Genomic DNA, 20,675 nt, shown 5'->3' on the forward strand with positions numbered 1-20,675 from the left:
CCCCGCCGGAGGCATCGCCACGTACTCTGGGTCCGGTAACGAACGGAAGGGGCGGCGGACGTCATGTACGGCTGGATCTGGCGGCATCTGCCGGGCAACGCCTGGGTGCGGGGACTGCTGTCGCTCGTCCTGGTGCTCGGGACCGTCTACGCGCTCTTCCAGTACGTGTTCCCCTGGGCGGAGCCGCTGCTTCCGTTCAACGATGTGACGGTGGACGGTCAGTGAGCGCGCGGATTCTCGTCGTCGACAACTACGACAGCTTCGTCTTCAATCTCGTCCAGTACCTCTACCAGCTCGGTGCCGAGTGCGAGGTGCTGCGCAACGACGAGGTCGAACTGGGCCACGCCCAGGACGGCTTCGACGGCGTCCTGCTCTCGCCCGGCCCCGGCGCACCCGAACAGGCCGGGGTCTGCATCGACATGGTGCGCCACTGCGCCGCCACCGGCGTCCCCGTCTTCGGCGTCTGCCTCGGCATGCAGTCCATGGCCGTCGCCTACGGCGGCGTCGTCGACCGAGCCCCCGAGCTGCTGCACGGCAAGACCTCGCTCGTCACCCACGGCGGCCAGGGCGTCTTCGCCGGACTGCCGTCACCGTTCACCGCGACCCGCTACCACTCGCTGGCCGCCGAGCCGGCGGCGCTGCCGGACGAGCTGGAGGTCACCGCTCGCACCGAGGACGGGATCATCATGGGCCTGCGCCACCGTGACCTGGCCGTCGAGGGCGTGCAGTTCCACCCCGAGTCGGTGCTCACCGAGCACGGGCACCTGATGCTCGCCAACTGGTTGGAGCAGTGTGGCGATCAGGGGGCGGTCGGGCGGTCGGCGGGCCTCGCGCCGGTGGTGGGCAAGGCCGCCGCGTGACCGAGGGGTCGCCGTGGTTCCCAGCGCCGAGGACACCTGAGGGGGAACCGGAGCCCACCCAGGCGCCCCCCGCCGGAACCATGGCCGCCCCGGCGCCCGGAGCGCCCTACACGCCGCCGACCGGGTACGAGGCCGTCTCCCGGCCGGACCACACGACCGGCCGGCCGGGCACCGGGTACGAGCCCGCCGCCCAGGAGGCCACCGGGTACGCGGGCACCGGCTACGGCACGGCCTCCCAGGACGCCTCCTCCCACGCCGCCGACGCCTACGGGCCCGAGCGGGCCCACGGGCACGTCTCCGCGTACGACGGGGCCGGGGCCATGGTGTCCCCCGAGGCCGCGTACGAGCCGACAGCGGCCCCACAGGCGCCCTACGAGCCGCCGTACGACGAGACGGTGGCACTCCGGTCCGTGGAGAGTGCGCCGCTACCCGTCCCGGGCCCTGGCAGGGCCGAGCGGCGCCGGGCCGCCAAAGGGCGCGGCCGTCGTGCCGGGCAGCCGCCGGCCGCCGTGGCTCCGACGGCTCCCCTCTCGCGCGTCGAGGCCCGGCGGGCCGCCCGGGCCCGCAAGGAGAGCGTCGGCGTCGTCGCCAGCCGGGTCATCGGCGAAATGTTCATCACCTTCGGCGTCGTCATGCTGCTGTTCGTCACCTACCAGCTGTGGTGGACGAACGTCCGGGCCGGACAGCAGTCCGACCAGGCCAAGCAGCAGATCGAGGACGACTGGTCCCGGGGGCGCGACGGCGACGCCCCGGGCGCCTTCGAGCCCGGCCAGGGCTTCGCCATCATGTACATCCCCAAGCTGGACGTGGTCGTCCCCATCGCCGAGGGCATCAGCAAGCCCAAGGTGTTGGACCGGGGCATGGTCGGCCACTACGCCGCGGGCACTCTGAAGACGGCGATGCCCTCCGACAAGGAGGGCAACTTCGCCGTGGCCGGGCACCGCAACACGCACGGGGAACCGTTCCGCTACATCAACCGGCTCCAGCCCGGTGACCCGATCGTGGTCGAGACCCGCGACGCCTACTACACGTACGAGATGGCGAGCATCCTTCCGCAGACCTCCCCGTCGAACGTCTCCGTGATCCGTCCGGTGCCGGAGGGCTCGGGCTTCAAGGAGCCCGGCCGCTACATCACCCTCACCACCTGCACTCCGGAGTTCACCAGCACCTACCGCATGATCGTCTGGGGGAAGATGGTGGAGGAGCGCCCACGCAGCAAGGGGAAGCCCGCTGCCCTCGTAGGCTGAGGCGCTGAGATCGATCTCCAATCCTCCAGACGGGACGACCTAGTGGCACGCGCGCGCAACCGGATCGCCGGCATCATCAGCGTCCTCGGCGAGCTCCTCATCACGGCCGGACTCGTGCTCGGACTGTTCGTCGTCTACTCGCTGTGGTGGACCAACGTCGTCGCCGACCGCGCCGCCGACAAGGAGGGCGACCAGGTGCGTGACCACTGGGCGGCCGACGCGGGCGGCCCGGGGGCCCTGGACACCGGGGACGGCATCGGCTTCCTGCACGTCCCGGCGATGGACGACGACGAGATACTCGTCAAGAAGGGGACCGGCGCCGCCGTCCTCAACAAGGGCGTCGCCGGCTACTACACCGACCCGATCGAGTCGGCTCTCCCGCAGGACGAGCAGGGCAACTTCACCCTCGCGGCGCACCGGGACGGGCACGGGGCGAAGTTCCACGACATCCACAAGATGAAGAGCGGCGACGCGATCGTCTTCGAGACCCGCGACACCTGGTACGTCTACAAGGTCTTCAGGACCCTGCCCCAGACGACGAAGTACAACGTGGACGTCCTCCAGCCCGTCCCCCGGGAGTCGGGCCGCACCAAGCCGGGCCGCTACATCACGCTGACGACCTGCACCCCGATGTACAGCTCGGACTTCCGCTACGTCGTGTGGGGCGAACTCGAACGCACCGAGAAGGTCGACGCCGACCGGACGCCCCCGGCCGAGCTGGGCTGACGACCCGGCGCGCGGCCCGGAACGCCCGACACGGTGTGAGCCCCGGCATCCAGGAGGATGCCGGGGCTCACACCGTCGGGCCCGTGGGCGGGGTCAGCCGAAGATGCCGCCGCGGTCGTTGCCCCCCGCGGTGAACACGGTGACGGTGTCGCCCTGGTTGACCGTGCTGCCGGCGGGCGGGTTGGTACCCAGCACGGAGGCGCCTTCCTTGTCCGATCCCTGCTGCACGACCACCAGGCCCATGGCCTCCAGCTGACGGCGTACCTCGGAGAACCGCTTGCCCTGGACGTCCGTGGGGATCTGGACCTGGGTCTGCTGGGGCCCCCTGGAGACCTTCAGGGTGATCTGGACGTCCTTGGTCTGCGCCGTGTTCCCCTTCGGGGTCTGGTCGACGACCGTGTTCGCGGGCTCCTCGGAGTCGACGTCCTGACGGGCGACGTTCTCGAAGCCGAGCAGCTTCAGATCCTGGACGGCCTGGTCGTAGCTGCGGCCCCTGACGTCCGGCAGCTGAGACTTCGACTGCACGGCCACCGTGATCGTCACCGGGGAGTTCTTCTCCGCCTGGCTGCCGCCCTCGGGCTTCTGCCGCAGGACCGTGCCCGGGTCCTCGTCGGACTCGGCCTGCTTGACCTCGACCGTGAAGCCCTTCTGCTTGAGCTGAGCCTCGGCGCTGTCCCGGGACTTCTCGGTGACGTCCGGGACCTCCACGAGCGGCGCGCCCTCGGAGACGGTGACCGTGATCGTGTCGTCGACCTCCATCGTGGCGGTTCCGTCGGCGACCGGGGTCTGCTTGCAGATGGCGCCCTTGGGCTGCTCGCAGCGCTCGGTGCCGCTGGACACGACCTTGACCTGGATGTTGGCCGCCAGGCCCTCGGCTTCCTTCAGCGTCTTGCCGACGAACTGCGGCACGGTGACCGGGTCGGCGCCGTCCTTGCCCTTGAAGATCGAACTGCCGATCAGGATCGCTCCGACCAGCACCAGGACCCCCGCCAGGACCAGCAGGACGGTCGAGGTGTTCGACTTCTTCTGACGGCGGCGGTCCGGGCGGTCGTCGTAGCCGTATCCGCCGTCGTCCGGGTTCATCGGCGGAAGCATGGACGTCTGGCCGGCCGGATCGGTCTGGCGCAGGGCCGCGGTCGGCTGGTCGTCCGGCGGGTATCCGCCGTATCCGCCGCCGTACGCCACCGCACCCATCGCCGCGGCCGCCGCGACGGGCTGACCGTCGAGGCATGCCTCGATGTCGGCACGCATCTCGTCGGCGGACTGATAGCGGTAGTCGGGGTCCTTGACCAGTGCCTTGAGGACGATGGCGTCCATCGAGGGCGTGATCTCGGGGTCGAAGTTGCTCGGCGCCTGCGGTTCCTCGCGGACGTGCTGATAGGCGACGGCGACCGGGGAGTCGCCCACGAAGGGCGGCCGGACGGTCAGCAGCTCGTAGAGCAGGCAGCCGGTGGAGTACAGGTCGGAGCGGGCGTCGACCTGCTCGCCCTTGGCCTGCTCCGGGGAGAGGTACTGGGCCGTGCCGATGACCGCCGAGGTCTGGGTCATGGTCATGCCCGAGTCGCCCATGGCGCGGGCGATGCCGAAGTCCATGACCTTGACCTGACCGGTACGCGTCAGCATGACGTTCGCCGGCTTGATGTCGCGGTGCACGATGCCGGCCCGGTGGGAGTACTCCAGGGCCTGGAGGATGCCGACCGTCATCTCGAGCGTGCGCTCGGGCAGCAGCTTGCGCCCGGAGTGCAGCAGCTCACGCAGGGTCGAGCCGTCGACGTACTCCATCACGATGTACGGGATGGACACACCGTCGACGTAGTCCTCGCCCGTGTCGTAGACGGCGACGATCGCCGGGTGGTTGAGCGAGGCGGCGGACTGGGCCTCACGGCGGAACCGGGCCTGGAAGGACGGGTCGCGGGCGAGGTCGGCCCGCAGCGTCTTCACGGCGACGGTGCGGCCGAGCCGGGTGTCGTGGGCGAGGTAGACCTCCGCCATGCCACCGCGGCCGAGCACCGAGCCCAGCTCGTACCGGCCGCCGAGGCGACGCGGCTCTTCCATAACTGATCCAGCCCTCTCCGTCTGTCCCGACCGCACCGGTGTGCGGTCCGGCGGTGTGCTGTTCGCGCATACGGTACCGGCCGCGGGAGGGGGTTCCGCCCGCGACCGGCACCTGATACCTGACCGGTACCTGGCCGGTGCCTGGCCGTGGGGTCAGCTCCTGGTCTTCAGTACCGCCTTCATCACGGCCTTGGCGATCGGGGCCGCGAGGCCGCCACCGCTGATGTCCTCGCGGTTCGTGCCCTCGGAGTCCTCGACGATGACGGCGACGGCGACCGGGGAGCCCTGCGCGGTCTTGGCGTAGGAGATGAACCAGGCGTAGGGGCGCTTGGCGTTCTTCTCGCCGTGCTGGGCGGTACCCGTCTTGCCGCCGACCTTCACGCCGTCCATGCCGACGTCGGCGTTGCCGCCGGTGCCGTTCGTGACCACGTTCTCCATCATGGTCTGGATCAGCTGGGCGTTCTGCTGCGAGACAGGGCGGCTCATCTCCTCCGGCTCGGTCTTCTTGATCACGTCGAGGTTCGGGGCGCGCAGCTCCTGGATCATGTACGGCTTCATGAGCTTGCCGTCGTTGGCGATCGCGGAGGCGACCATCGCCATCTGGAGCGGGGTGGTCGCGGTGTTGAACTGACCGATCGAGGAGAGCGCGTTACCGCCGCGGTCGGCCTTCTTGTCGTAGACGGAGGCGGCGGACCGGACCGGGATGAACTGCTCGGCGTTGAAACCGAACTTCTCGGCCGTCTCGACCATCTTGTCGCGGCCGACGTCGTCACCGAGCTTCGCGAAGACCGAGTTGCAGGAGATCTCCAGGGCCCGGTTGAGGCTGGCGTTCGCGCAGCCCTGGGCGTGGTTCACCATCGTCTTGGTGGACAACGGGATCTTCCAGCCCTCGGGCGTGTCGGTCGCCGCGTTGATGTCCGTGACCGCGCCGTTCTCCAGCGCGGCGGCGGCGGTGACGACCTTGAAGACAGAGCCGGGCGGGTAGATCTCACGGATCGCGCGGTTCAGCTTCGGCTTGTTCTTGTCCTGCTCCAGCGCCTGCCATGCCTTGGCGTCCTCGTTGTGGTAGCCGGCGAAGGACGCCGGGTCGTACGAGGGAGTGGACGCCAGTGCCAGGATCTTGCCGGTCGACGGCTCGATCGCGACGACCGCGCCCGTCTTGTCGCCGAGGCCCTTGAACGCGGCCTTCTGGGCGGCACCGCTGAGGGTGGTGACGACGTCGCCGCCCTTCTTCTTCTCGCCGGTGAACATCGCGAGGGTGCGGTCGAAGAACAGCCGGTCGTCGTTGCCCGTGAGGATGCCGTCCTCGATCTTCTCGATCTGGTTGGCGTCGAATGCCTGCGAGGCGTAGCCGGTCACCGGGGCCCACATGGGGCCGTCGGTATAGGTCCGCTTGAACTTGAAGTACGTGTCACCGGAGTCGACGGAGCCGGTGATCGGCTTGCCGTCGACGATGATGTTGCCGCGCTCGTTGGCGTAGCGCTCGATCCGCACACGCGTGTTCGCGGGGTGGGTGGTCAGCTCGTCGGCACGTACGTACTGGATCCAGTTGTCCCGCAGCAGGAGCGCGAGGACCAGCAGGCCGCAGAAGACGGCGACCCGGCGCAGGGGCTTGTTCACGGACGGACCACCTGGGTCATCTCGGCGTCGGGGGACGGGGCGGGGGCGGGCGCCGGGCGACGGGCGGTGTCGCTGATCCTGATCAGGATGCCGATCAGGGCCCAGTTCGCGATCACGGACGATCCGCCGTACGCCAGGAACGGCATCGTCATGCCGGTCAGCGGGATGAGGCCCATCACACCGCCGGCGACGACGAAGACCTGGAGCGCGAAGGCGCCGGACAGGCCCATCGCGAGCAGCTTGCCGAAGGGGTCGCGGGCCGCGAGGGCGGTGCGCACACCCCGCTCGATGATCAGGCCGTAGAGCAGCAGGAAGACCATGACGCCGGTCAGGCCGAGCTCCTCGCCGACGGTGGCGAAGATGAAGTCGGAGTTCGCCGCGAAGCCGATCAGGTCGGAGTTGCCCTGCCCGAGACCGGTGCCGAGGATGCCGCCGGACCCGAAGGACATGAGCACCTTGCTCATCTGGTCACAGGCATCGGACGTCTGCATGCAGGCGAAGGGGTCCTGCCAGGCGGCGACACGGGCCTGCACATGGCCCGCGAACGAGGCGACGCCGACCGCGCCGGCGGCGGACATCAGCAGACCCATGACGATCCAGCTGGTCCGCTCGGTCGCCACGTACAGCATGATCACGAACATGCCGAAGAACAGCAGCGAGGTGCCGAGGTCGTTCTCGAAGACCAGGATGAGCAGGCTGACGGCCCAGATCGTGAGGATCGGGCCGAGGTCGCGGCCACGCGGCAGGTAGATCCCCATGAAGCGGCGGCTGGCCAGGGCCAGGGCGTCGCGCTTCACCATCAGATAGCCGGAGAAGAACACCGCGAGGACGATCTTGGCGAACTCGCCGGGCTGGATGGAGAAACCGGCGACGTTGATCCAGATCTTGGCGCCGAAGACGTCCGACCCGAGGCCCGGGACGAGCGGCAGCAGCAGCAGGATGAGGGCCGCCACCATCGAGATGTACGTGTAGCGCTGGAGGACCCGGTGGTCCTTCAGCAGCAGCAGGACACCCACGAACATGGCGATGCCGATCGCCGAGTACAGCATCTGCTTGGGGGCGTCGGGGCTGAAACTGTCGAACCGCCGCATGGAGTCGGCGATCAGCCGGGGCGACTGGTCCAGCCGCCAGATCAGCACCAGGCCGAGACCGTTGAGCAGCGTGCCCAGCGGCAGCAGCAGTGGGTCCGCGTACGGCGCGGCCTTGCGCACCACGAGGTGGGCGACGGCCGCGAGCAGGCCGAGGCCCAGCCCGTAGCCGAGCATGCCCGGAGGTACCTCGCCGTCCAGCGCCAGGCCGACGTTGAGGTACGCGAACACCGGGATGACGACGGCGAACGCGAGCAGCGCCAGCTCGGTGTTGCGGCGGCTCGGCGCCTCGATCGCGCCGATGGTGGTCGTGTTGGTGACAACGCTCATGGTGGTGAAAGGCCCCCTACGGGTGCTTACTGCTTGCCGCAGTTCGAGGCCAGCTTCTGCTCGTCCTCCGAGAGGCTGGGGCCCGGGGACGGAGCGGCTGTGCTGGGCTGGGTGGAGGGCGCGGTCGTCGGCGCGGTCGGGTCGGCCGACGGCGGCGGCGTGCTCGCCTTGTCGGCGGCGTCGGCAGCCGCCTCACGGCGCTGCTCGGCCTTCTCACAGGCCGAGGCCTGCAGCGCGAGTTCCTCGATCTTCGTCTGCGCCTTGGACAGGCTGCCGCCCGCGATCGTGTCCTCGACCTGCTTGCGCTGGTACGCCGGGAGGTACTTGAGTTCGATCTCGGGGTGGTCCTTCTCCACCTCGGACAGGGACACCCAGGCCAGGTCCTGGCTGATGCCCCGGTACAGCGCCACGTGCTGGTCCTTGGAGCCGACGAAGTACTGCGTCTGCGTCCAGCGGTAGCCGCCGTAGAGGCCGCCACCGATCACGGCGAGGCCGAGCAGGAGGAAGAAGCTGCGCTTCAGCCACTTGAGGCCGGTGCGCGGCTTGGTGAAGTCGTCGTCGCCGTACTCGCCGAAGGAGCCCTGAGGCGGCATCCCGTCGTAGCCGTGCTCGCCGCCGCCGCTTCCGGGCGGGCCGAATCCGCCGGCCGGGGGCTGCTGGTGCGGTGCGGTACGCCCGAGTCCGGCCGCACGGCCGGCCGGGGTGTGCATGGCCCCGCCGTCGTTCGGCTGGGTCTGGTTCTCGGCGACCGCGCCGACGATCACCGGGGTGTCGCTGAGCTGTCCGGCGAGGGTGTCCCCGCCGTCGACGTCGAGGACGTCGGCGACGATCACGGTGATGTTGTCGGGTCCGCCGCCGCGCAGGGCGAGCTGGATCAGCTCCTGGACGGTCTCCTGGGGGCCCTGGTAGCTGGCGAGGGTGTCCTCCATCGTCTGGTGCGAGACGACGCCGGACAGCCCGTCGGAGCAGATGAGGTAGCGGTCGCCGGCCCGGACCTCACGGATCGACAGATCGGGTTCGACGTGGTCGCCGCTGCCCAGCGCGCGCATCAGCAGGGAGCGCTGCGGATGGGTGGTGGCCTCCTCCTCGGTGATGCGCCCCTCGTCGACGAGCCGCTGGACCCAGGTGTGGTCCTGCGTGATCTGCGTCAGCACCCCGTCGCGCAGCAGGTACGCGCGGGAGTCGCCGACATGCACCAGGCCGAGACGCTGACCGGTCCACAGCAGGGCGGTGAGCGTGGTGCCCATGCCCTCCAGCTGCGGGTCCTCCTCGACCATCATCCGGAGCTGGTCGTTGGCACGCTGCACGGCGACACCGAGCGAGGTGAGGATGTCCGAACTGGGGACGTCGTCGTCGAGTGTGACGAGGGTGGAGATCACCTCGGAGGAGGCGACCTCGCCGGCGGCCTGGCCGCCCATGCCGTCGGCGATCGCGAGGAGACGGGGGCCGGCGTAGCCGGAGTCCTCGTTGCCCTCGCGGATCATTCCCTTGTGTGACCCGGCGGCGAAGCGCAGTGACAGACTCATGCGCACCTGCCCTGTCGACGCTGCGTCGGGGTACAGCCGGTCTCGAGCCACACTGCCCACCCTCCGGTCGGGAGCCCGTGCCGGTCCGTCGTGCGGTCCGCCGTGGGGACCGCCTCGGCCCGCTCGCTCCGCTCGCTCATTGTCGTACTACTTCCGCAGCTCGATGACGGTCTTGCCGATGCGGATCGGCGCGCCCAGCGGAATCGGCGTCGGGGTGGTGAGACGGGTCCGGTCGAGATACGTGCCGTTGGTGGACCCGAGATCCTCGACGATCCACTGACCGTCCCGGTCCGGGTAGATCCTGGCATGCCGGCTGGAGGCGTAGTCGTCGTCCAGCACGATCGTCGAGTCGTGGGCGCGGCCCAGCGTGATGGTCTGTCCCTGGAGGGCGACCGTCGTGCCGGTCAGGGTGCCCTCGGAGACGACCAGTTTGGTCGGGGCGCCGCGGCGCTGGCGCCCGCCACCGCCGCCGTTCTGCTGCCCCCGCTGTTGCGGGGGCGCCGCCGTCTGGCGCGTGTTCTGCTGCGGCCGGGCGTCCTGGCGGCGTGAGCCGCGCTGCGTGACACGCGTGCCGAACAGGTCGCTGCGAATGACCTGGACGGCCACGATCACGAACAGCCACAGAACGGCTAGGAAACCCAGCCGCATGACCGTCAGGGTCAGCTCTGACATTGCCCCCGCTTCACCCTTCGGCTTGCCGGTAAACGATGGTGGTGCTGCCCACGACGATCCGCGAGCCGTCGCGGAGCGTAGCGCGGGTGGTGTGCTGCCCGTCCACCACGATGCCGTTGGTGGACCCGAGATCCTGGATCGTCGAGGGCGTTCCGGTCCGGATCTCGCAGTGCCGGCGGGAGACGCCGGGATCGTCGATCCTCACGTCCGCGTCGGTGCTGCGGCCGAGGACCAGAGTCGGGCGGGAGATCTGGTGGCGGGTGCCGTTGATCTCGATCCAGCGTCGCACCTGGGCGCCGGATACGGGAAGGGGGCTGGGGCCACCGGTCGTGGGACGGCCTGCCTGAGGTCCCTGTCCGGGGCGCTGATGCCCCCCGGGCGGCGGGGCGGCGGGCATCGGCGGAGCACCGGCCGGAGGGTAGCCGTAGCCACCGGGTGCGCTGCCCTGCTGGGCCGCGTCGGCCGGACCCTGCGACTGTGACGTACTCGACGCGAGCGTGCGGCTGCGCACCCGGTACAGGCCGGTGTCGAGGTCGTCCGCCTTCTCCAGGTGCACCTTGATCGGGCCCATGAAGGTGTACCGCTGCTGCTTGGCGTAGTCCCGCACGAGGCCCGAGAGCTCGTCGCCGAGCTGGCCCGAGTAGGGACTGAGCCGCTCGAAGTCCGGCGTGCTCAGTTCCACGATGAAGTCGTTGGGCACGACGGTCCGCTCGCGGTTCCAGATCGTCGCGTTGTTGTCGCACTCGCGCTGCAGCGCGCCGGCGATCTCCACGGGCTGGACCTCGGACTTGAACACTTTGGCGAAGGTGCCGTTGACCAGACCTTCGAGTCGTTGCTCGAAACGCTTCATGACTCCCATGGGGCACCTCCTCCGTCGTCGCCGTCCTGGTACTGCTTACTGATCGTATCCACGCGTCGGGAAATCGGCTGGTTCCCCTTCTCTGCCCTGTGGATGAGTGTCACCTCTCACAGACCTTCCCGATGGATCGTAGGGGCGGCCCCCGGACAGTGTCCCGCACCTGGGGAGCAAGGAGGGGGAGCGGGGGGAAGCGGCGGCCGGTCAGCAGGCGCGAGCGGGGCGGTCTGTGAGCTTTCTCCCTTTTGTCCCGCACGTCCGTCGCCTCCGCGTGCCCCTCCGTCTCCCATGGCTCCCGCTTCCCGCGCACTCCCCCGCTCCCCGTCGCCCCCTGGCGAAGGTGCTTCCGCAAGTGCTTCCGCTTCCCTCCCGGGACTCCTCAGGGGGCCCTCCCGGTTCCCCTGGGCACTCCTCCGGGCACTCCTCCGGGGCCTCCCGGTTCCTCGCGGGGTCCTTCCGGGGAGGCCCCGTGGTCCTCCCGGTGCGCTGCCCGGACTCCGTGCCGTTCGCTCTCGCCCGTCCCGTGCTCCATGGCGAGGCGGTCGCGCGGCGCTTGTGGGGGCCGGCCGCCCGATGCCCGCCGCCCCGCTCCAGCCGCCCGTGGAGTACCGGTCCGGGCGTTCCCGAAGTAGCCGGGTACAGCGCCGCATCTCCGCGTGGCGCACGGAGGGTTCCCCCACGCGGCCCCCGCTCCCCACCCCTGCCGGGCCCCTTCGCCTGCCGCGCCGCGCCACGTCTCTCCTCCTGTTCACCGGAGGGCGGTCCGAAACAAACGGATGTGAATCCACGGTCTGCGACGTGCTAATCTTCAGATGTCGCCAGGCGGTCGCACCGAAGAGGTGAGAAGCCCGGAGACACACCCAATGCGCGGGTGGCGGAATAGGCAGACGCGCTGGATTCAGGTTCCAGTGCCCGAAAGGGCGTGGGGGTTCAACTCCCCCCTCGCGCACCAGACGAAAGTCCCGTAGGTCATCGACCTACGGGACTTTCGCGTTGTTCGCCCCTGTTCGTCCGGACGGTCCGTGAGATCCCCGTCGGGGCTGCTGCCTTCGTCGCATCGGGGCGAGACGAAAGCGGTCGGCGGTCTGGGCGGGCGCTGCCCAGGGCGCACGCGGACGCGTCTTCGAGGATCACGGCGGGCGCGGTCGCCGGGTGGCGGTGGCGCACGGCGCCGGGCATGTGGTCGCGCCGCAGGACCGCCGGCGAGGCCGTGCTCGCGGTGGCCATGGGGCGGCCGGTGACCGCGTACGAGGCGGTACGGATCGGCACGGCCGAGGAGAAGGTCCGAGAACAGCTCCCTTCCGGCGACGCGTTCGCCAGCACGGGCCTGCACGGCAAGGGTCCGCGGGAGCCCGCGGGGTCCACCTGCCTGGACCTTGTCCTCGGAGGAGGGCGAGGCGCTGGACACAGGACCGGTGTTCCGGTTCTGCTTCAAGGGCGCCAAGCCGATCGTGAGGAGCCGTCGAACGCGGACGCCGGGCGTCGCCTGCACCTGAGCGAGGCCACCGTGAAGACGTACGTGAGCCGGATCCTGGCCAAGCCGGCCTGCGGGAACCGGGTGCAGGCGGCGTCGTCGGCCCGTGACGCGGGCTTGTGGACGGGGCCGCCTGCCCGGGGCGCCCCGGCCGGAAACCCCTCCGCTCGTCCCTCGTCCGGTGGACGCACTTGTCCACAGCGGGCCGCTCGTCCACCGCCGGAAGACGCCCGGCCGGCGTCGGCTGTACCTTCATGGCCAGTCGCTGTGGGACAGCGAATCGTACGAGGCCGGGGGAGGGCGTCCGATGGGCGACAACCGAGCAGTGGTGCCGGGGCAGCGGGACACGGGAAGCGGACGCGTCCCGTACGTGCCGGGATTCGCACGGCGCGCCGCCGCGGGGACGACCGACTCCCCCAGGACGCGCGGCAAGGCCCTGCGGGAGCGACTTCCCCGCTCCGCACACGGCGAGCTGACGCTCTCCCCCGGCCGCCCGGACGCCGTCCGGGCCGTGGAGGAGTCCAACCGCGACCGTGTCCCCGCGCTGGCCCCGATACGGGTCGGCCGCATGGCCGCCGGCCCCTTCGCCTTCCTCCGCGGCTCCGCCGGCCTGATGGCGCACGATCTGGCCGGCTCACCCGTCACCGGCATCGCCGCCCAGATATGCGGAGACGCCCACGCGGCGAACTTCGGGCTCTACGGCGACGCCCGCGGCCGCCTCGTCATCGACCTCAACGACTTCGACGAGACGGTCGTCGGCCCCTGGGAATGGGACCTCAAGCGGCTTGCGACCTCCCTCGTGCTCGCCGGGCGGGAGGTCGGCGCCGACGAGGACACCTGTCGTGCCGCGGCCTTCGACACCGTGGGCGCCTATCGCCGGACCATGCGCCTGCTCGCCAAGCTCCCCGTTCTCGATGCCTGGAACGCCATCGCGGACGAGGAACTCGTCTCGCACACCGATGCCCATGACCTGATCGGCACCCTGGATCGGGTCTCCAAGAAAGCCCGCGGCAACACCAGCGCCCGCTTCGCCGCCAAGTCGACGGAGGCGGTCGCCGACGAGGCCGGGGGAGGGCGCCGCTTCATCGACGCTCCGCCGGTGCTGCGGCGGGTCCCGGACGAGGAGGCCGCTGCGGTCGCCGCCTCGCTCGGCGCGTATCTGAGGACCGTTCCGGAGGACCGACTGCCGCTGCTGGCGCGGTACGCGGTGCACGACGTCGCCTTCCGGGTCGTCGGCACCGGAAGCGTCGGCACCCGGTCGTACGTGGTGCTGCTGCTGGACCACCGGGGCGAGCCGCTGGTCCTCCAGGTGAAGGAGGCGAGACCCTCGGTCCTGCTGCCGTACGTGGAGTCCGTCGGCTTCGCCGCACCGGAACCGGTCCACGAGGGGCGCCGCGTGGTGCTGGGGCAGAAGCGGATGCAGGTCGTCAGTGACATCCTCCTGGGCTGGACCACGGTGCGGGGGCGGCCCTTCCAGGTGCGTCAGTTCCGCAACCGCAAGGGCAGCGTCGACCCGGCGGCGCTCACCCCCGCGGAGGTCGACGACTACGGGCGCATCACCGGCGCCCTGCTGGCGCGGGCCCACGCGCACAGCGCCGACCCGCGTCTGATAGCCGGCTACTGCGGCAAGAACGAGGAACTGGACGAGGCGATCGCCGCCTTCGCCATGGCGTACGCCGACCGCACCACGGCGGACCACGCCGACCTGGTGACGGCGGTGAAAAGCGGCCGGATGGCGGCCGAGACGGGCGTCTGACGGCCGACGACCACCGAAGGCGGTCACGCCCCGCCGCCGTGCGCCGGCGTCGAGCGGGGCCACGTGGCGTGGGGCGGTGTGGGCCGGCCTGCCGTGCGAAGGCGCGCCGATGCCTGTGCCGGCCTGGCCCGCGACACCGCTGGGTGCCGTGCCATGAGGTCGGGCGAGCCGGCGAGCCCGGTGGGAGGGCGGTGGGGGCGGGGTGGGAGGGGGGAGGGGCCCCCGGAGGACCGTAGGCTGGAGGGGTGACGGACCCGAACGAGGACGTGGACGTGGAGCAGGGCGCGGGTGGTGAGCCCGGTACGGAGCGGCCCGAAGCGCGGCTGGAGAGAGCCGTGCTGGTGGCCGAGCAGGCGTTGATCGAGTTCGAGATCGCCGTCGAGACGTTCCGGGTCGAGGTGGACAACTTCTCCCGGCTGCATCATCAGAAGCTCGGCCCGATGTACGCGCGGCTCGACGAACTCGACGCACTGGTCGCCGAGGCCAAGGCGGAGAAGACCGGCGACCCGGAGGACGGGCGACGGGCACGGGAGGCACGCGCCGCCGTCATGCCGATGCCGGGCGTCGACGAGCTCTTCCACGACTGGATCGGCTCCGACGGTTTCTCGCCCGAGGCCGCGGCGATGCTGACCGAGCAGCCGGTGCAGCCGCCCAAGCGGGTGCGGCCGGGCGAGGAGGCCCGCAAGCTGTACCGGGAACTCGTGCGCCTGGCCCACCCCGACCTGGCCCGCGAAGAGGAAGAGCGCAAGCGCCGCGAGGAGTTCATCACGCGCGTCAACGCGGCGTACGCGCGCGGTGACGCCACGCTGCTGCGCGAGCTGTCCGCCGAATGGGCCGCCGGGCCCGTTCCGGAGCAGGCGCGGCTCAGCGAGAGCGAGGAACTGTACGCCCGCCTGGAATGGCTGTCGCAGCGCAAGGAACTGCTGACGGTGGTCGCCCGGGAGCTGGAGGAGAGCGCCATCGGGGCGATGTTGCGGATGGCTCCGGACGACCCGGACCGGCTTCTGGAGGAGATCGCCGAGCAGTTGCTGGCGCAGGTCTCCGAGCGGGAGGCGGAGCTCGCCGCCCTCGTGCAGTAGGTTGCGCGGGAGCCCGTGTTCGGTCGGGCACCACAGACAGACGAGAGAAGGCCGGTCCCATGAATTTCGCCCCACTGCCCTCGGTGGACGTGGCCTCGGTGCCCGCCGACGCCCTGGTGCTGGACGTCCGGGAGGACGACGAGTGGGCGGCCGGTCATGTCGAGGACGCCCTGCACGTACCGATGAGTGACTTCGTGGCCCGCTTCGGTGAGGTGACCGAGGCGGTCGCCGACGGCCGGCGGGCCTATGTGATGTGCCGGGTGGGTGGCCGCTCGGCGCAGGTCACGCAGTATCTGGTCCAGCAGGGGATCGACGCCGTGAACGTCGACGGCGGAATGCATGCCTGGGAAGGCGCGGGGCGTCCGATGGTCGCGGACAACGGCACTCAGGCGTTCGTGCTCTGACGTCGGTGACGGTTCCACCGCTCCGCTCCGCTGTCGGGCTGCCGGGCCGTTCCGGCTCCCCCGGGATGACGGGGCTCGGGATTCCGGGAGCGCCGGGGAATCGTCAGCCGAGGGGATGGTCCGCGAGCAGGTCGCCCAGGGCCTCCTCGTGGGCGGCGGCCGGCCCGAGGGCGAGTTCGAGCTGCTTCGCCCAGGCGTGGTAGCGGTGCAGAGGGTAGTCGGTATCGGCGCCGATACCGCCGTGCAGGTGCTGGGCGGTCTGTACGACGCGGCGTACACCTTCCGAAGCCCATATCTTGGCGACGGCGATGTCCGCGGCGGGCGGGAGCGGGCCGCCTGCGCCGGTGCCGATGCGCCATGCCGCCTGCCAGAGCGTGACCTCCATGGCGCGTAGGTCGATGTAGCGGTCGGCGGTCTGGACGGCGACGGCCTGGAACGTGGCGACCGGGTGGCCGAACTGCTCGCGTTTCCCGGTGTACTGGCTCGTCATCGCGAGAACGCTCTCCCCGAGACCGAGGGCGAGGGCGCAGGTGCCGGTGGCGAGGACGCCACGGAGCCACTCCCAGGCACCGTCGGTGTCGATGACGTGGGCGTCCGTGAGGCGTACGGAGGCGAGTCCGATCTCGGCGAGGAGTTCGCCGCTGGTGGAGAACTGCTCGGCCAGGGTGAGGCCCGTGTGCCTACGGGGGACGAGCGCGAGGACCGTACGTCCTTCCGGGGTGTGGGCGGGGACGGCGATGTGATCGGCTGCGTGCGCCCAGGGGACGGCGGTCTGGATTCCGTCGAGGGTCCAGCCGGCTCCGTCGCGGCGGGCCGTGACCGCCAGTTCGGCGGGATCGTGGCCGCTGCGGCCGTTGGAAGCGACGGTGAGGACGAGATCGCCGCGGGCGACGCGGGGCAGGAGGTCGGTCGCAGTGGCCTCGGGGGCGTAGCGCTCGACGGCCATGGCGACGGCACCGGTTTCGAGCAGGGGCACGCGGGCCAGGGCGCGGGCGGCTTCGCGCAGCACGAGGCAGAGTGCGGTGGTGTCGAGGCCGGACCCCTCGCGCTCGGGTGAGAGGACCAGGCCGAGCAGCCCCGAGGCGGCGAGGCGTGACCAGAGGGGGCGGTCGATGTCGTCGTCGACGGCCCCTGGTGTGCGTGCGGGGCTCGGCACGGCGTCGGGTGCCAAGCCCGAGAAGACCGCTCTGGCTGCCTCCACGGCCGCCAGCTGTTCCTCGGTGAAGGTGAAGTCCACGGCCTTGCCCTCCCGTTTCCCAGCTCGACCATCCATATCTGACGGATCGTCAAGATAGGGCAGGTGTCACGGGAAGGGAAGGGAAGGCGGAGGCGTCGGCTGTCAGCGGTCGAAGTCCAGCTCCACGTCCGCCGTGGCCGGGTGGGACTGGCACGCCAGCACGTATCCGGCCTCGGTCTCCTCCGGTTCGAGGGCGAAGTTGCGGTCCATCCGTACCTCGCCGCCGACCAGGAAGGCGCGGCAGGTGCCGCACACTCCGCCCTTGCAGGCATAGGGCGCGTCGGCGCGTGCCCGCAGCACGGTGTCGAGGAGCGTCTCGCCTTCCTGGACGGGCCACTTGCCGGAACGTCCGTGCAGGGTCGCCGTCAGTGTGGCGTGGACGGGTGCGTCCGTGGTGACCGCCGGGGCGGGCGCGGACCCGTCGTCGACGTGGAAGATCTCCTGGTGGACCCGGCCGCGTTCCACTCCCAGACCCCGCAGGGCCTTCTCCGCGCCCTGGACGAGTCCGAAAGGACCGCACAGGAACCAGCCGTCGATCTCGTCGACAGGCAGCAGCGTCGGCAGCAGGTCGGCGAGGCGTTCCTGGTCGAGGCGCCCGGACGGCAGGCCCGCCTGCTGTTCCTCCCGGGAGAGCACGGTGACGAGCTGGAAGCGGTCGGGGTAGCGGTCCTTGAGGTCGGCGACCTCGTCGAGGAACATCGTCGAGGACGCGGTGCGGTCGCTGCGGATCAGGCAGAACCGGGACAGCGGTTCGCCGGCGAGCAGGGTCGCGGCCATCGACAGGACCGGGGTGATGCCGCTGCCGCCGACGACCGCCGCGAAGTGCCCGGGGCGCGGAGCCAGGACGAAGCGGCCCGTCGGCTCCATGACCTCGACGGTGTCGCCGACGGCCAGCTCCTTGAGCGCGTATGTGGAGAACTCTCCGCCGTCGACCAGCCGGATGCCCACGCGCAGCACGGGGGCCTCGCAGGCCGGGGCCGCTGGGGCGCAGATGGAGTAGGTGCGTCGGATCTCCTCGCCGTCCCGTGCGGTGCGGCGCAGGGCGAGGTGCTGGCCGGGGGTGTGGCGGTAGGTCTCGCGCAGCTCGGGCGGGACCGTGAAGGTGACGGCCACCGAGTCGTCCGTGAGCTGCTCGACCTCGCTCACCCGGAGCGGATGGAACATCTACAACTCCTTGAAGTGGTCGAACGGTTCGCGGCAGGCCGTGCAGCGGCGCAGTGCCTTGCACGCGGTGGAGGAGAAGCGGCTGAGCAGTTCGGTGTCGGTGGAGCCGCAGTGGGGGCAGCGGATCGCCAGGGTCAGGGGCACCGGTCCCGCGGCCGGACCTTGGGGGCGTGGCGGCGCGATGCCGAACTCGGCCAGTTTGCGCCGTCCTTCCTCGCTGATGTCGTCGGTCGACCAGGCGGGGGAGAGGACGGTGACGACGGACACCTCGGGCACGCCGTGGGCGTGGAGGGCCCGCTCGATGTCGGAGGACATCGCCTCGATCGCCGGGCAGCCGGTGTAGGTGGGGGTCAGCGCGACCTCGACGCGGCCGGGGCCGAGGACCTGTACGCCCCGCAGGACGCCGAGGTCCTCCAGGGTGAGGACGGGCAGTTCGGGGTCGGGAACGGCTCCGGCGACGTGGCTCAGTTCCCGCTCCAGGGCCGTCATGGTCACCATGTCGCTCCCGGGTGGCTGCGGTGGAGGTGCTGCATCTCGGCGAGCATCCGTCCGAAGGGCTCGGTGTGCAGGCCCTGGCGGCCGGCGCCCGCGGCCCAGGCGCCGGTGCGCGGGCCGTCCGGCACGGTGAGCGTGGCTTGGGTGAGGACGGCGGTGACGGAGTCGAGCCAGGCGTGCTCCATGGCGGGCGGGTCCACGTCCAGTCCTTCGACGGGCTGGAAGAGTTCTCCGGTGTAGCGCCACAGGGTGTCGCAGGCGCGCTGCATGCGCTGGTGGCTCTCGTCGGTGCCGTCGCCGAGGCGAAGGGTCCAGTGCTCCGCGTGGTCCTGGTGGTAGGCGACTTCCTTGACGGCCTTGGCCGCCAGTCCGGACAGCGGGCCGTCGCCGGTGGCCAGCCGGTCGTACAGAAGCCGCTGGTAGGTGGAGAAGTAGAGCTGTCGGGCGATGGTGTGGGCGAAGTCGCCGTTGGGCTGCTCGACGAGCTGGCAGTTACGGAAGGCGCGTTCCTCCCGGAGATAGGCCAGTGCGTCCTCGTCGCCGACGAGGGAGAGCAGGATGCGTGCCTGGCCGAGCAGGTCGAGCGCGATGTTGGCGAGGGCGACCTCCTCCTCCAGGACGGGGGCGTCGCCGGCCCACTCCCCCAGCCGGTGCGAGAGCACGAGGGCGTCGTCCCCGAGGGCGAGGGCGGCTGTGGTGATCACGGCGGTGTCGTTCACAGGTGCTTCACCCCGTCCGGGATCTCGTAGAAGGTCGGGTGGCGGTAGGGCTTGTCGGCCGACGGCTCGAAGAAGGGGTCCTTCTCGTCCGGCGAGGAGGCGGTGATCGCGGTGGAGGGGACCACCCAGATCGACACGCCTTCGTTGCGGCGGGTGTAGAGGTCACGGGCGTTGCGCAGGGCCATCTCGGCGTCCGGCGCGTGGAGGCTGCCCGCGTGGGTGTGGGACAGTCCGCGGCGCGAGCGCACGAACACCTCCCACAGCGGCCATCCGTCGGTGGTCATGCCCGTGCCTCCCCGTGCTGCTGGTCCGTGTGGTGTTCGCCCTGCCGGTCGGACGACCCGGAGGCGTGTTTCGCGGCGTAGGCCACGGCGGCGTCCCTGACCCAGGCGCCGTTCTCGTGTGCCGTGCGCCGCCGGTCGAGCCGCTGTTCGTTGCAGGGGCCGTTGCCCTTGAGGACGTCCCGGAACTCGGCCCAGTCGATGGCGCCGAAGTCGTAGTGTCCGCGTTCCTCGTTCCACCGCAGGTCGGGGTCGGGGAGAGTGAGACCGAGGGCCTCGGCCTGCGGGACGGCGATGTCGACGAACCGCTGGCGCAGCTCGTCGTTGGAGTGCCGCTTGATCTTCCAGGCCATCGACTGCGCGGAGTGCGCGGACTCGTCGTCGGGCGGCCCGAACATCATCAGGGAGGGCCACCACCAGCGGTCCACCGCGTCCTGGGCCATCGCGTGCTGGGCCTCGGTGCCGTTCGACAGGGCGAGCAGTGCCTCGTACCCCTGACGCTGGTGGAACGACTCCTCCTTGCAGACGCGCACCATCGCGCGGGCGTAGGGGCCGTAGGAACAACGGCAGAGCGGTACCTGGTTCGTGATGGCGGCGCCGTCCACGAGCCATCCGATGGCGCCGACGTCGGCCCAGGTCAGCGTGGGGTAGTTGAAGATCGAGGAGTACTTCTGGCGGCCGGAGTGGAGCTTGTCGAGCAGCTCGTCGCGGTCGGCGCCGAGGGTCTCGGCCGCGCTGTAGAGGTAGAGCCCGTGGCCGGCCTCGTCCTGGACCTTGGCCATGAGGATCGCCTTGCGGCGCAGCGAGGGCGCCCGGGTGATCCAGTTGGCCTCCGGCTGCATGCCGATGATCTCGGAGTGCGCGTGCTGCGCGATCTGGCGGACGAGGGAGGCCCGGTAGGCGTCGGGCATCCAGTCGCGCGGTTCGATGCGCTCGTCCGCGGCGACGGCGGCGTCGAACACGGCCTGGTAGGCGGCCGGCGTCGCCGCGGCGGCCGTGTCGCCCTCGGAGCGCGCGCCCTTCCCGGACTGCGTGCCCGGGGTCACTGCTGTCGCTGCTGTCCCTGCGGTCATCGGACTCCCTGCC

At 70.8% G+C, this 20,675-nt stretch carries 19 protein-coding genes, 1 tRNA gene and 1 pseudogene; 9 read left to right on the forward strand and 12 right to left on the reverse strand.

Annotation, left to right across the window (positions count from 1 at the left end):
- Positions 1-63 precede the first annotated feature (63 nt).
- The 4 genes from OG393_RS15730 to OG393_RS15745 all read left to right on the forward strand — a co-directional run bounded on the left by OG393_RS15730 (position 64) and on the right by OG393_RS15745 (position 2,833).
- A complete protein-coding gene (locus OG393_RS15730) occupies positions 64-225 on the forward strand; it encodes a hypothetical protein (RefSeq protein ID WP_327375282.1) in 162 nt (53 codons plus the stop codon).
- Positions 222-860, forward strand: a complete 639-nt coding sequence (locus OG393_RS15735; protein ID WP_327375283.1) for an aminodeoxychorismate/anthranilate synthase component II — start codon at positions 222-224, stop codon at positions 858-860. The genes OG393_RS15730 and OG393_RS15735 overlap by 4 nt, the downstream gene beginning before the upstream one ends.
- A gap of 80 nt (positions 861-940) precedes the next feature.
- Entirely contained in the window at positions 941-2,107 is a 1,167-nt protein-coding gene (locus tag OG393_RS15740) for a class E sortase (RefSeq protein WP_327375284.1), read from the forward strand.
- Between the two features lie 42 nt (positions 2,108-2,149).
- Entirely contained in the window at positions 2,150-2,833 is a 684-nt protein-coding gene (locus OG393_RS15745; RefSeq protein WP_327375285.1) for a class E sortase, read from the forward strand.
- Positions 2,834-2,926: 93 nt separating this feature from the next.
- Here the strand turns inward: OG393_RS15745 and pknB are convergent, their stop codons facing one another.
- From pknB to OG393_RS15775, 6 genes are all read right to left on the reverse strand, one after another.
- Positions 2,927-4,888 carry a Stk1 family PASTA domain-containing Ser/Thr kinase gene (gene pknB, locus OG393_RS15750; protein WP_327375286.1) on the reverse strand — a complete coding sequence of 654 codons (1,962 nt, stop codon included), beginning with the start codon at positions 4,886-4,888 and terminating at the stop codon, positions 2,927-2,929.
- A gap of 153 nt (positions 4,889-5,041) precedes the next feature.
- Entirely contained in the window at positions 5,042-6,508 is a 1,467-nt protein-coding gene (locus OG393_RS15755; RefSeq protein ID WP_327375287.1) for a peptidoglycan D,D-transpeptidase FtsI family protein, read from the reverse strand.
- The gene (locus tag OG393_RS15760; protein WP_327375288.1) at positions 6,505-7,926 is read right to left on the reverse strand and encodes an FtsW/RodA/SpoVE family cell cycle protein; all 1,422 of its coding nucleotides are present in this window, start codon (positions 7,924-7,926) and stop codon (positions 6,505-6,507) included. The genes OG393_RS15755 and OG393_RS15760 overlap by 4 nt, the downstream gene beginning before the upstream one ends.
- 26 nt (positions 7,927-7,952) lie before the next feature.
- Positions 7,953-9,452 (reverse strand): Stp1/IreP family PP2C-type Ser/Thr phosphatase, encoded by a 1,500-nt coding sequence (locus OG393_RS15765; protein ID WP_327375289.1) that lies wholly within the window; start codon positions 9,450-9,452, stop codon positions 7,953-7,955.
- A gap of 147 nt (positions 9,453-9,599) precedes the next feature.
- Complete coding sequence (locus OG393_RS15770; RefSeq protein ID WP_327375290.1) at positions 9,600-10,124, reverse strand: FHA domain-containing protein FhaB/FipA; 525 nt, start codon at positions 10,122-10,124, stop codon at positions 9,600-9,602.
- A 10-nt stretch (positions 10,125-10,134) separates the two neighbouring features.
- A complete protein-coding gene (locus OG393_RS15775; protein WP_327375291.1) occupies positions 10,135-10,983 on the reverse strand; it encodes a DUF3662 and FHA domain-containing protein in 849 nt (282 codons plus the stop codon).
- A gap of 862 nt (positions 10,984-11,845) precedes the next feature.
- Between OG393_RS15775 and OG393_RS15780 the strand changes: the two genes are divergently transcribed.
- The 5 genes and pseudogenes from OG393_RS15780 to OG393_RS15795 all read left to right on the forward strand — a co-directional run bounded on the left by OG393_RS15780 (position 11,846) and on the right by OG393_RS15795 (position 15,693).
- Positions 11,846-11,932 (forward strand) — tRNA-Leu (locus tag OG393_RS15780).
- A 273-nt stretch (positions 11,933-12,205) separates the two neighbouring features.
- Positions 12,206-12,544, forward strand: a pseudogene (locus tag OG393_RS35475) (LuxR C-terminal-related transcriptional regulator); the annotation flags it as partial.
- Positions 12,545-12,761: 217 nt separating this feature from the next.
- Positions 12,762-14,210 (forward strand): DUF2252 domain-containing protein, encoded by a 1,449-nt coding sequence (locus OG393_RS15785; protein ID WP_327375292.1) that lies wholly within the window; start codon positions 12,762-12,764, stop codon positions 14,208-14,210.
- Positions 14,211-14,455: 245 nt separating this feature from the next.
- A complete protein-coding gene (locus OG393_RS15790; RefSeq protein WP_327375293.1) occupies positions 14,456-15,289 on the forward strand; it encodes a hypothetical protein in 834 nt (277 codons plus the stop codon).
- 59 nt (positions 15,290-15,348) lie between these two features.
- Complete coding sequence (locus tag OG393_RS15795; RefSeq protein ID WP_327375294.1) at positions 15,349-15,693, forward strand: rhodanese-like domain-containing protein; 345 nt, start codon at positions 15,349-15,351, stop codon at positions 15,691-15,693.
- Between the two features lie 103 nt (positions 15,694-15,796).
- On the opposite strand, the gene OG393_RS15800 is transcribed toward OG393_RS15795, so the two are convergent.
- From OG393_RS15800 to paaA, 6 genes are all read right to left on the reverse strand, one after another.
- Entirely contained in the window at positions 15,797-16,930 is a 1,134-nt protein-coding gene (locus tag OG393_RS15800; protein WP_327378441.1) for an acyl-CoA dehydrogenase family protein, read from the reverse strand.
- Positions 16,931-17,032: 102 nt separating this feature from the next.
- Positions 17,033-18,094: a 2Fe-2S iron-sulfur cluster-binding protein gene (locus tag OG393_RS15805; RefSeq protein WP_327375295.1), complete on the reverse strand. Its 1,062-nt coding sequence runs from the start codon at positions 18,092-18,094 to the stop codon at positions 17,033-17,035.
- Positions 18,095-18,592 (reverse strand): 1,2-phenylacetyl-CoA epoxidase subunit PaaD, encoded by a 498-nt coding sequence (gene paaD, locus OG393_RS15810; protein WP_327375296.1) that lies wholly within the window; start codon positions 18,590-18,592, stop codon positions 18,095-18,097. It abuts the gene before it with no gap.
- A complete protein-coding gene (paaC, locus tag OG393_RS15815) occupies positions 18,586-19,308 on the reverse strand; it encodes a 1,2-phenylacetyl-CoA epoxidase subunit PaaC (RefSeq protein WP_327375297.1) in 723 nt (240 codons plus the stop codon). The genes paaD and paaC overlap by 7 nt, the downstream gene beginning before the upstream one ends.
- The gene (gene paaB, locus OG393_RS15820) at positions 19,305-19,592 is read right to left on the reverse strand and encodes a 1,2-phenylacetyl-CoA epoxidase subunit PaaB (protein WP_327375298.1); all 288 of its coding nucleotides are present in this window, start codon (positions 19,590-19,592) and stop codon (positions 19,305-19,307) included. Before paaB ends, paaC begins: the two co-directional genes overlap by 4 nt.
- The gene (gene paaA / locus OG393_RS15825; RefSeq protein WP_327375299.1) at positions 19,589-20,662 is read right to left on the reverse strand and encodes a 1,2-phenylacetyl-CoA epoxidase subunit PaaA; all 1,074 of its coding nucleotides are present in this window, start codon (positions 20,660-20,662) and stop codon (positions 19,589-19,591) included. The genes paaB and paaA overlap by 4 nt, the downstream gene beginning before the upstream one ends.
- Positions 20,663-20,675: the final 13 nt, after the last annotated feature.

Origin of the sequence: Streptomyces sp. NBC_01216 (assembly GCF_035994945.1) — a bacterium.
GTDB lineage: Bacteria > Actinomycetota > Actinomycetes > Streptomycetales > Streptomycetaceae > Streptomyces.

Coding starts and splice junctions, on each gene's coding strand:
- paaD (WP_327375296.1), bottom strand. CDS start 18,592: ATGGTGACCATGACGGCCCTGGAGCGGGAACTGAGCCACGTCGCCGGA.
- paaB (WP_327375298.1), bottom strand. CDS start 19,592: ATGACCACCGACGGATGGCCGCTGTGGGAGGTGTTCGTGCGCTCGCGC.
- OG393_RS15730 (WP_327375282.1), top strand. CDS start 64: ATGTACGGCTGGATCTGGCGGCATCTGCCGGGCAACGCCTGGGTGCGG.
- OG393_RS15785 (WP_327375292.1), top strand. CDS start 12,762: ATGGGCGACAACCGAGCAGTGGTGCCGGGGCAGCGGGACACGGGAAGC.
- OG393_RS15775 (WP_327375291.1), bottom strand. CDS start 10,983: ATGGGAGTCATGAAGCGTTTCGAGCAACGACTCGAAGGTCTGGTCAAC.
- OG393_RS15765 (WP_327375289.1), bottom strand. CDS start 9,452: ATGAGTCTGTCACTGCGCTTCGCCGCCGGGTCACACAAGGGAATGATC.
- OG393_RS15795 (WP_327375294.1), top strand. CDS start 15,349: ATGAATTTCGCCCCACTGCCCTCGGTGGACGTGGCCTCGGTGCCCGCC.
- OG393_RS15760 (WP_327375288.1), bottom strand. CDS start 7,926: ATGAGCGTTGTCACCAACACGACCACCATCGGCGCGATCGAGGCGCCG.
- paaA (WP_327375299.1), bottom strand. CDS start 20,662: ATGACCGCAGGGACAGCAGCGACAGCAGTGACCCCGGGCACGCAGTCC.
- OG393_RS15740 (WP_327375284.1), top strand. CDS start 941: ATGGCCGCCCCGGCGCCCGGAGCGCCCTACACGCCGCCGACCGGGTAC.
- OG393_RS15805 (WP_327375295.1), bottom strand. CDS start 18,094: ATGTTCCATCCGCTCCGGGTGAGCGAGGTCGAGCAGCTCACGGACGAC.
- pknB (WP_327375286.1), bottom strand. CDS start 4,888: ATGGAAGAGCCGCGTCGCCTCGGCGGCCGGTACGAGCTGGGCTCGGTG.
- OG393_RS15770 (WP_327375290.1), bottom strand. CDS start 10,124: ATGTCAGAGCTGACCCTGACGGTCATGCGGCTGGGTTTCCTAGCCGTT.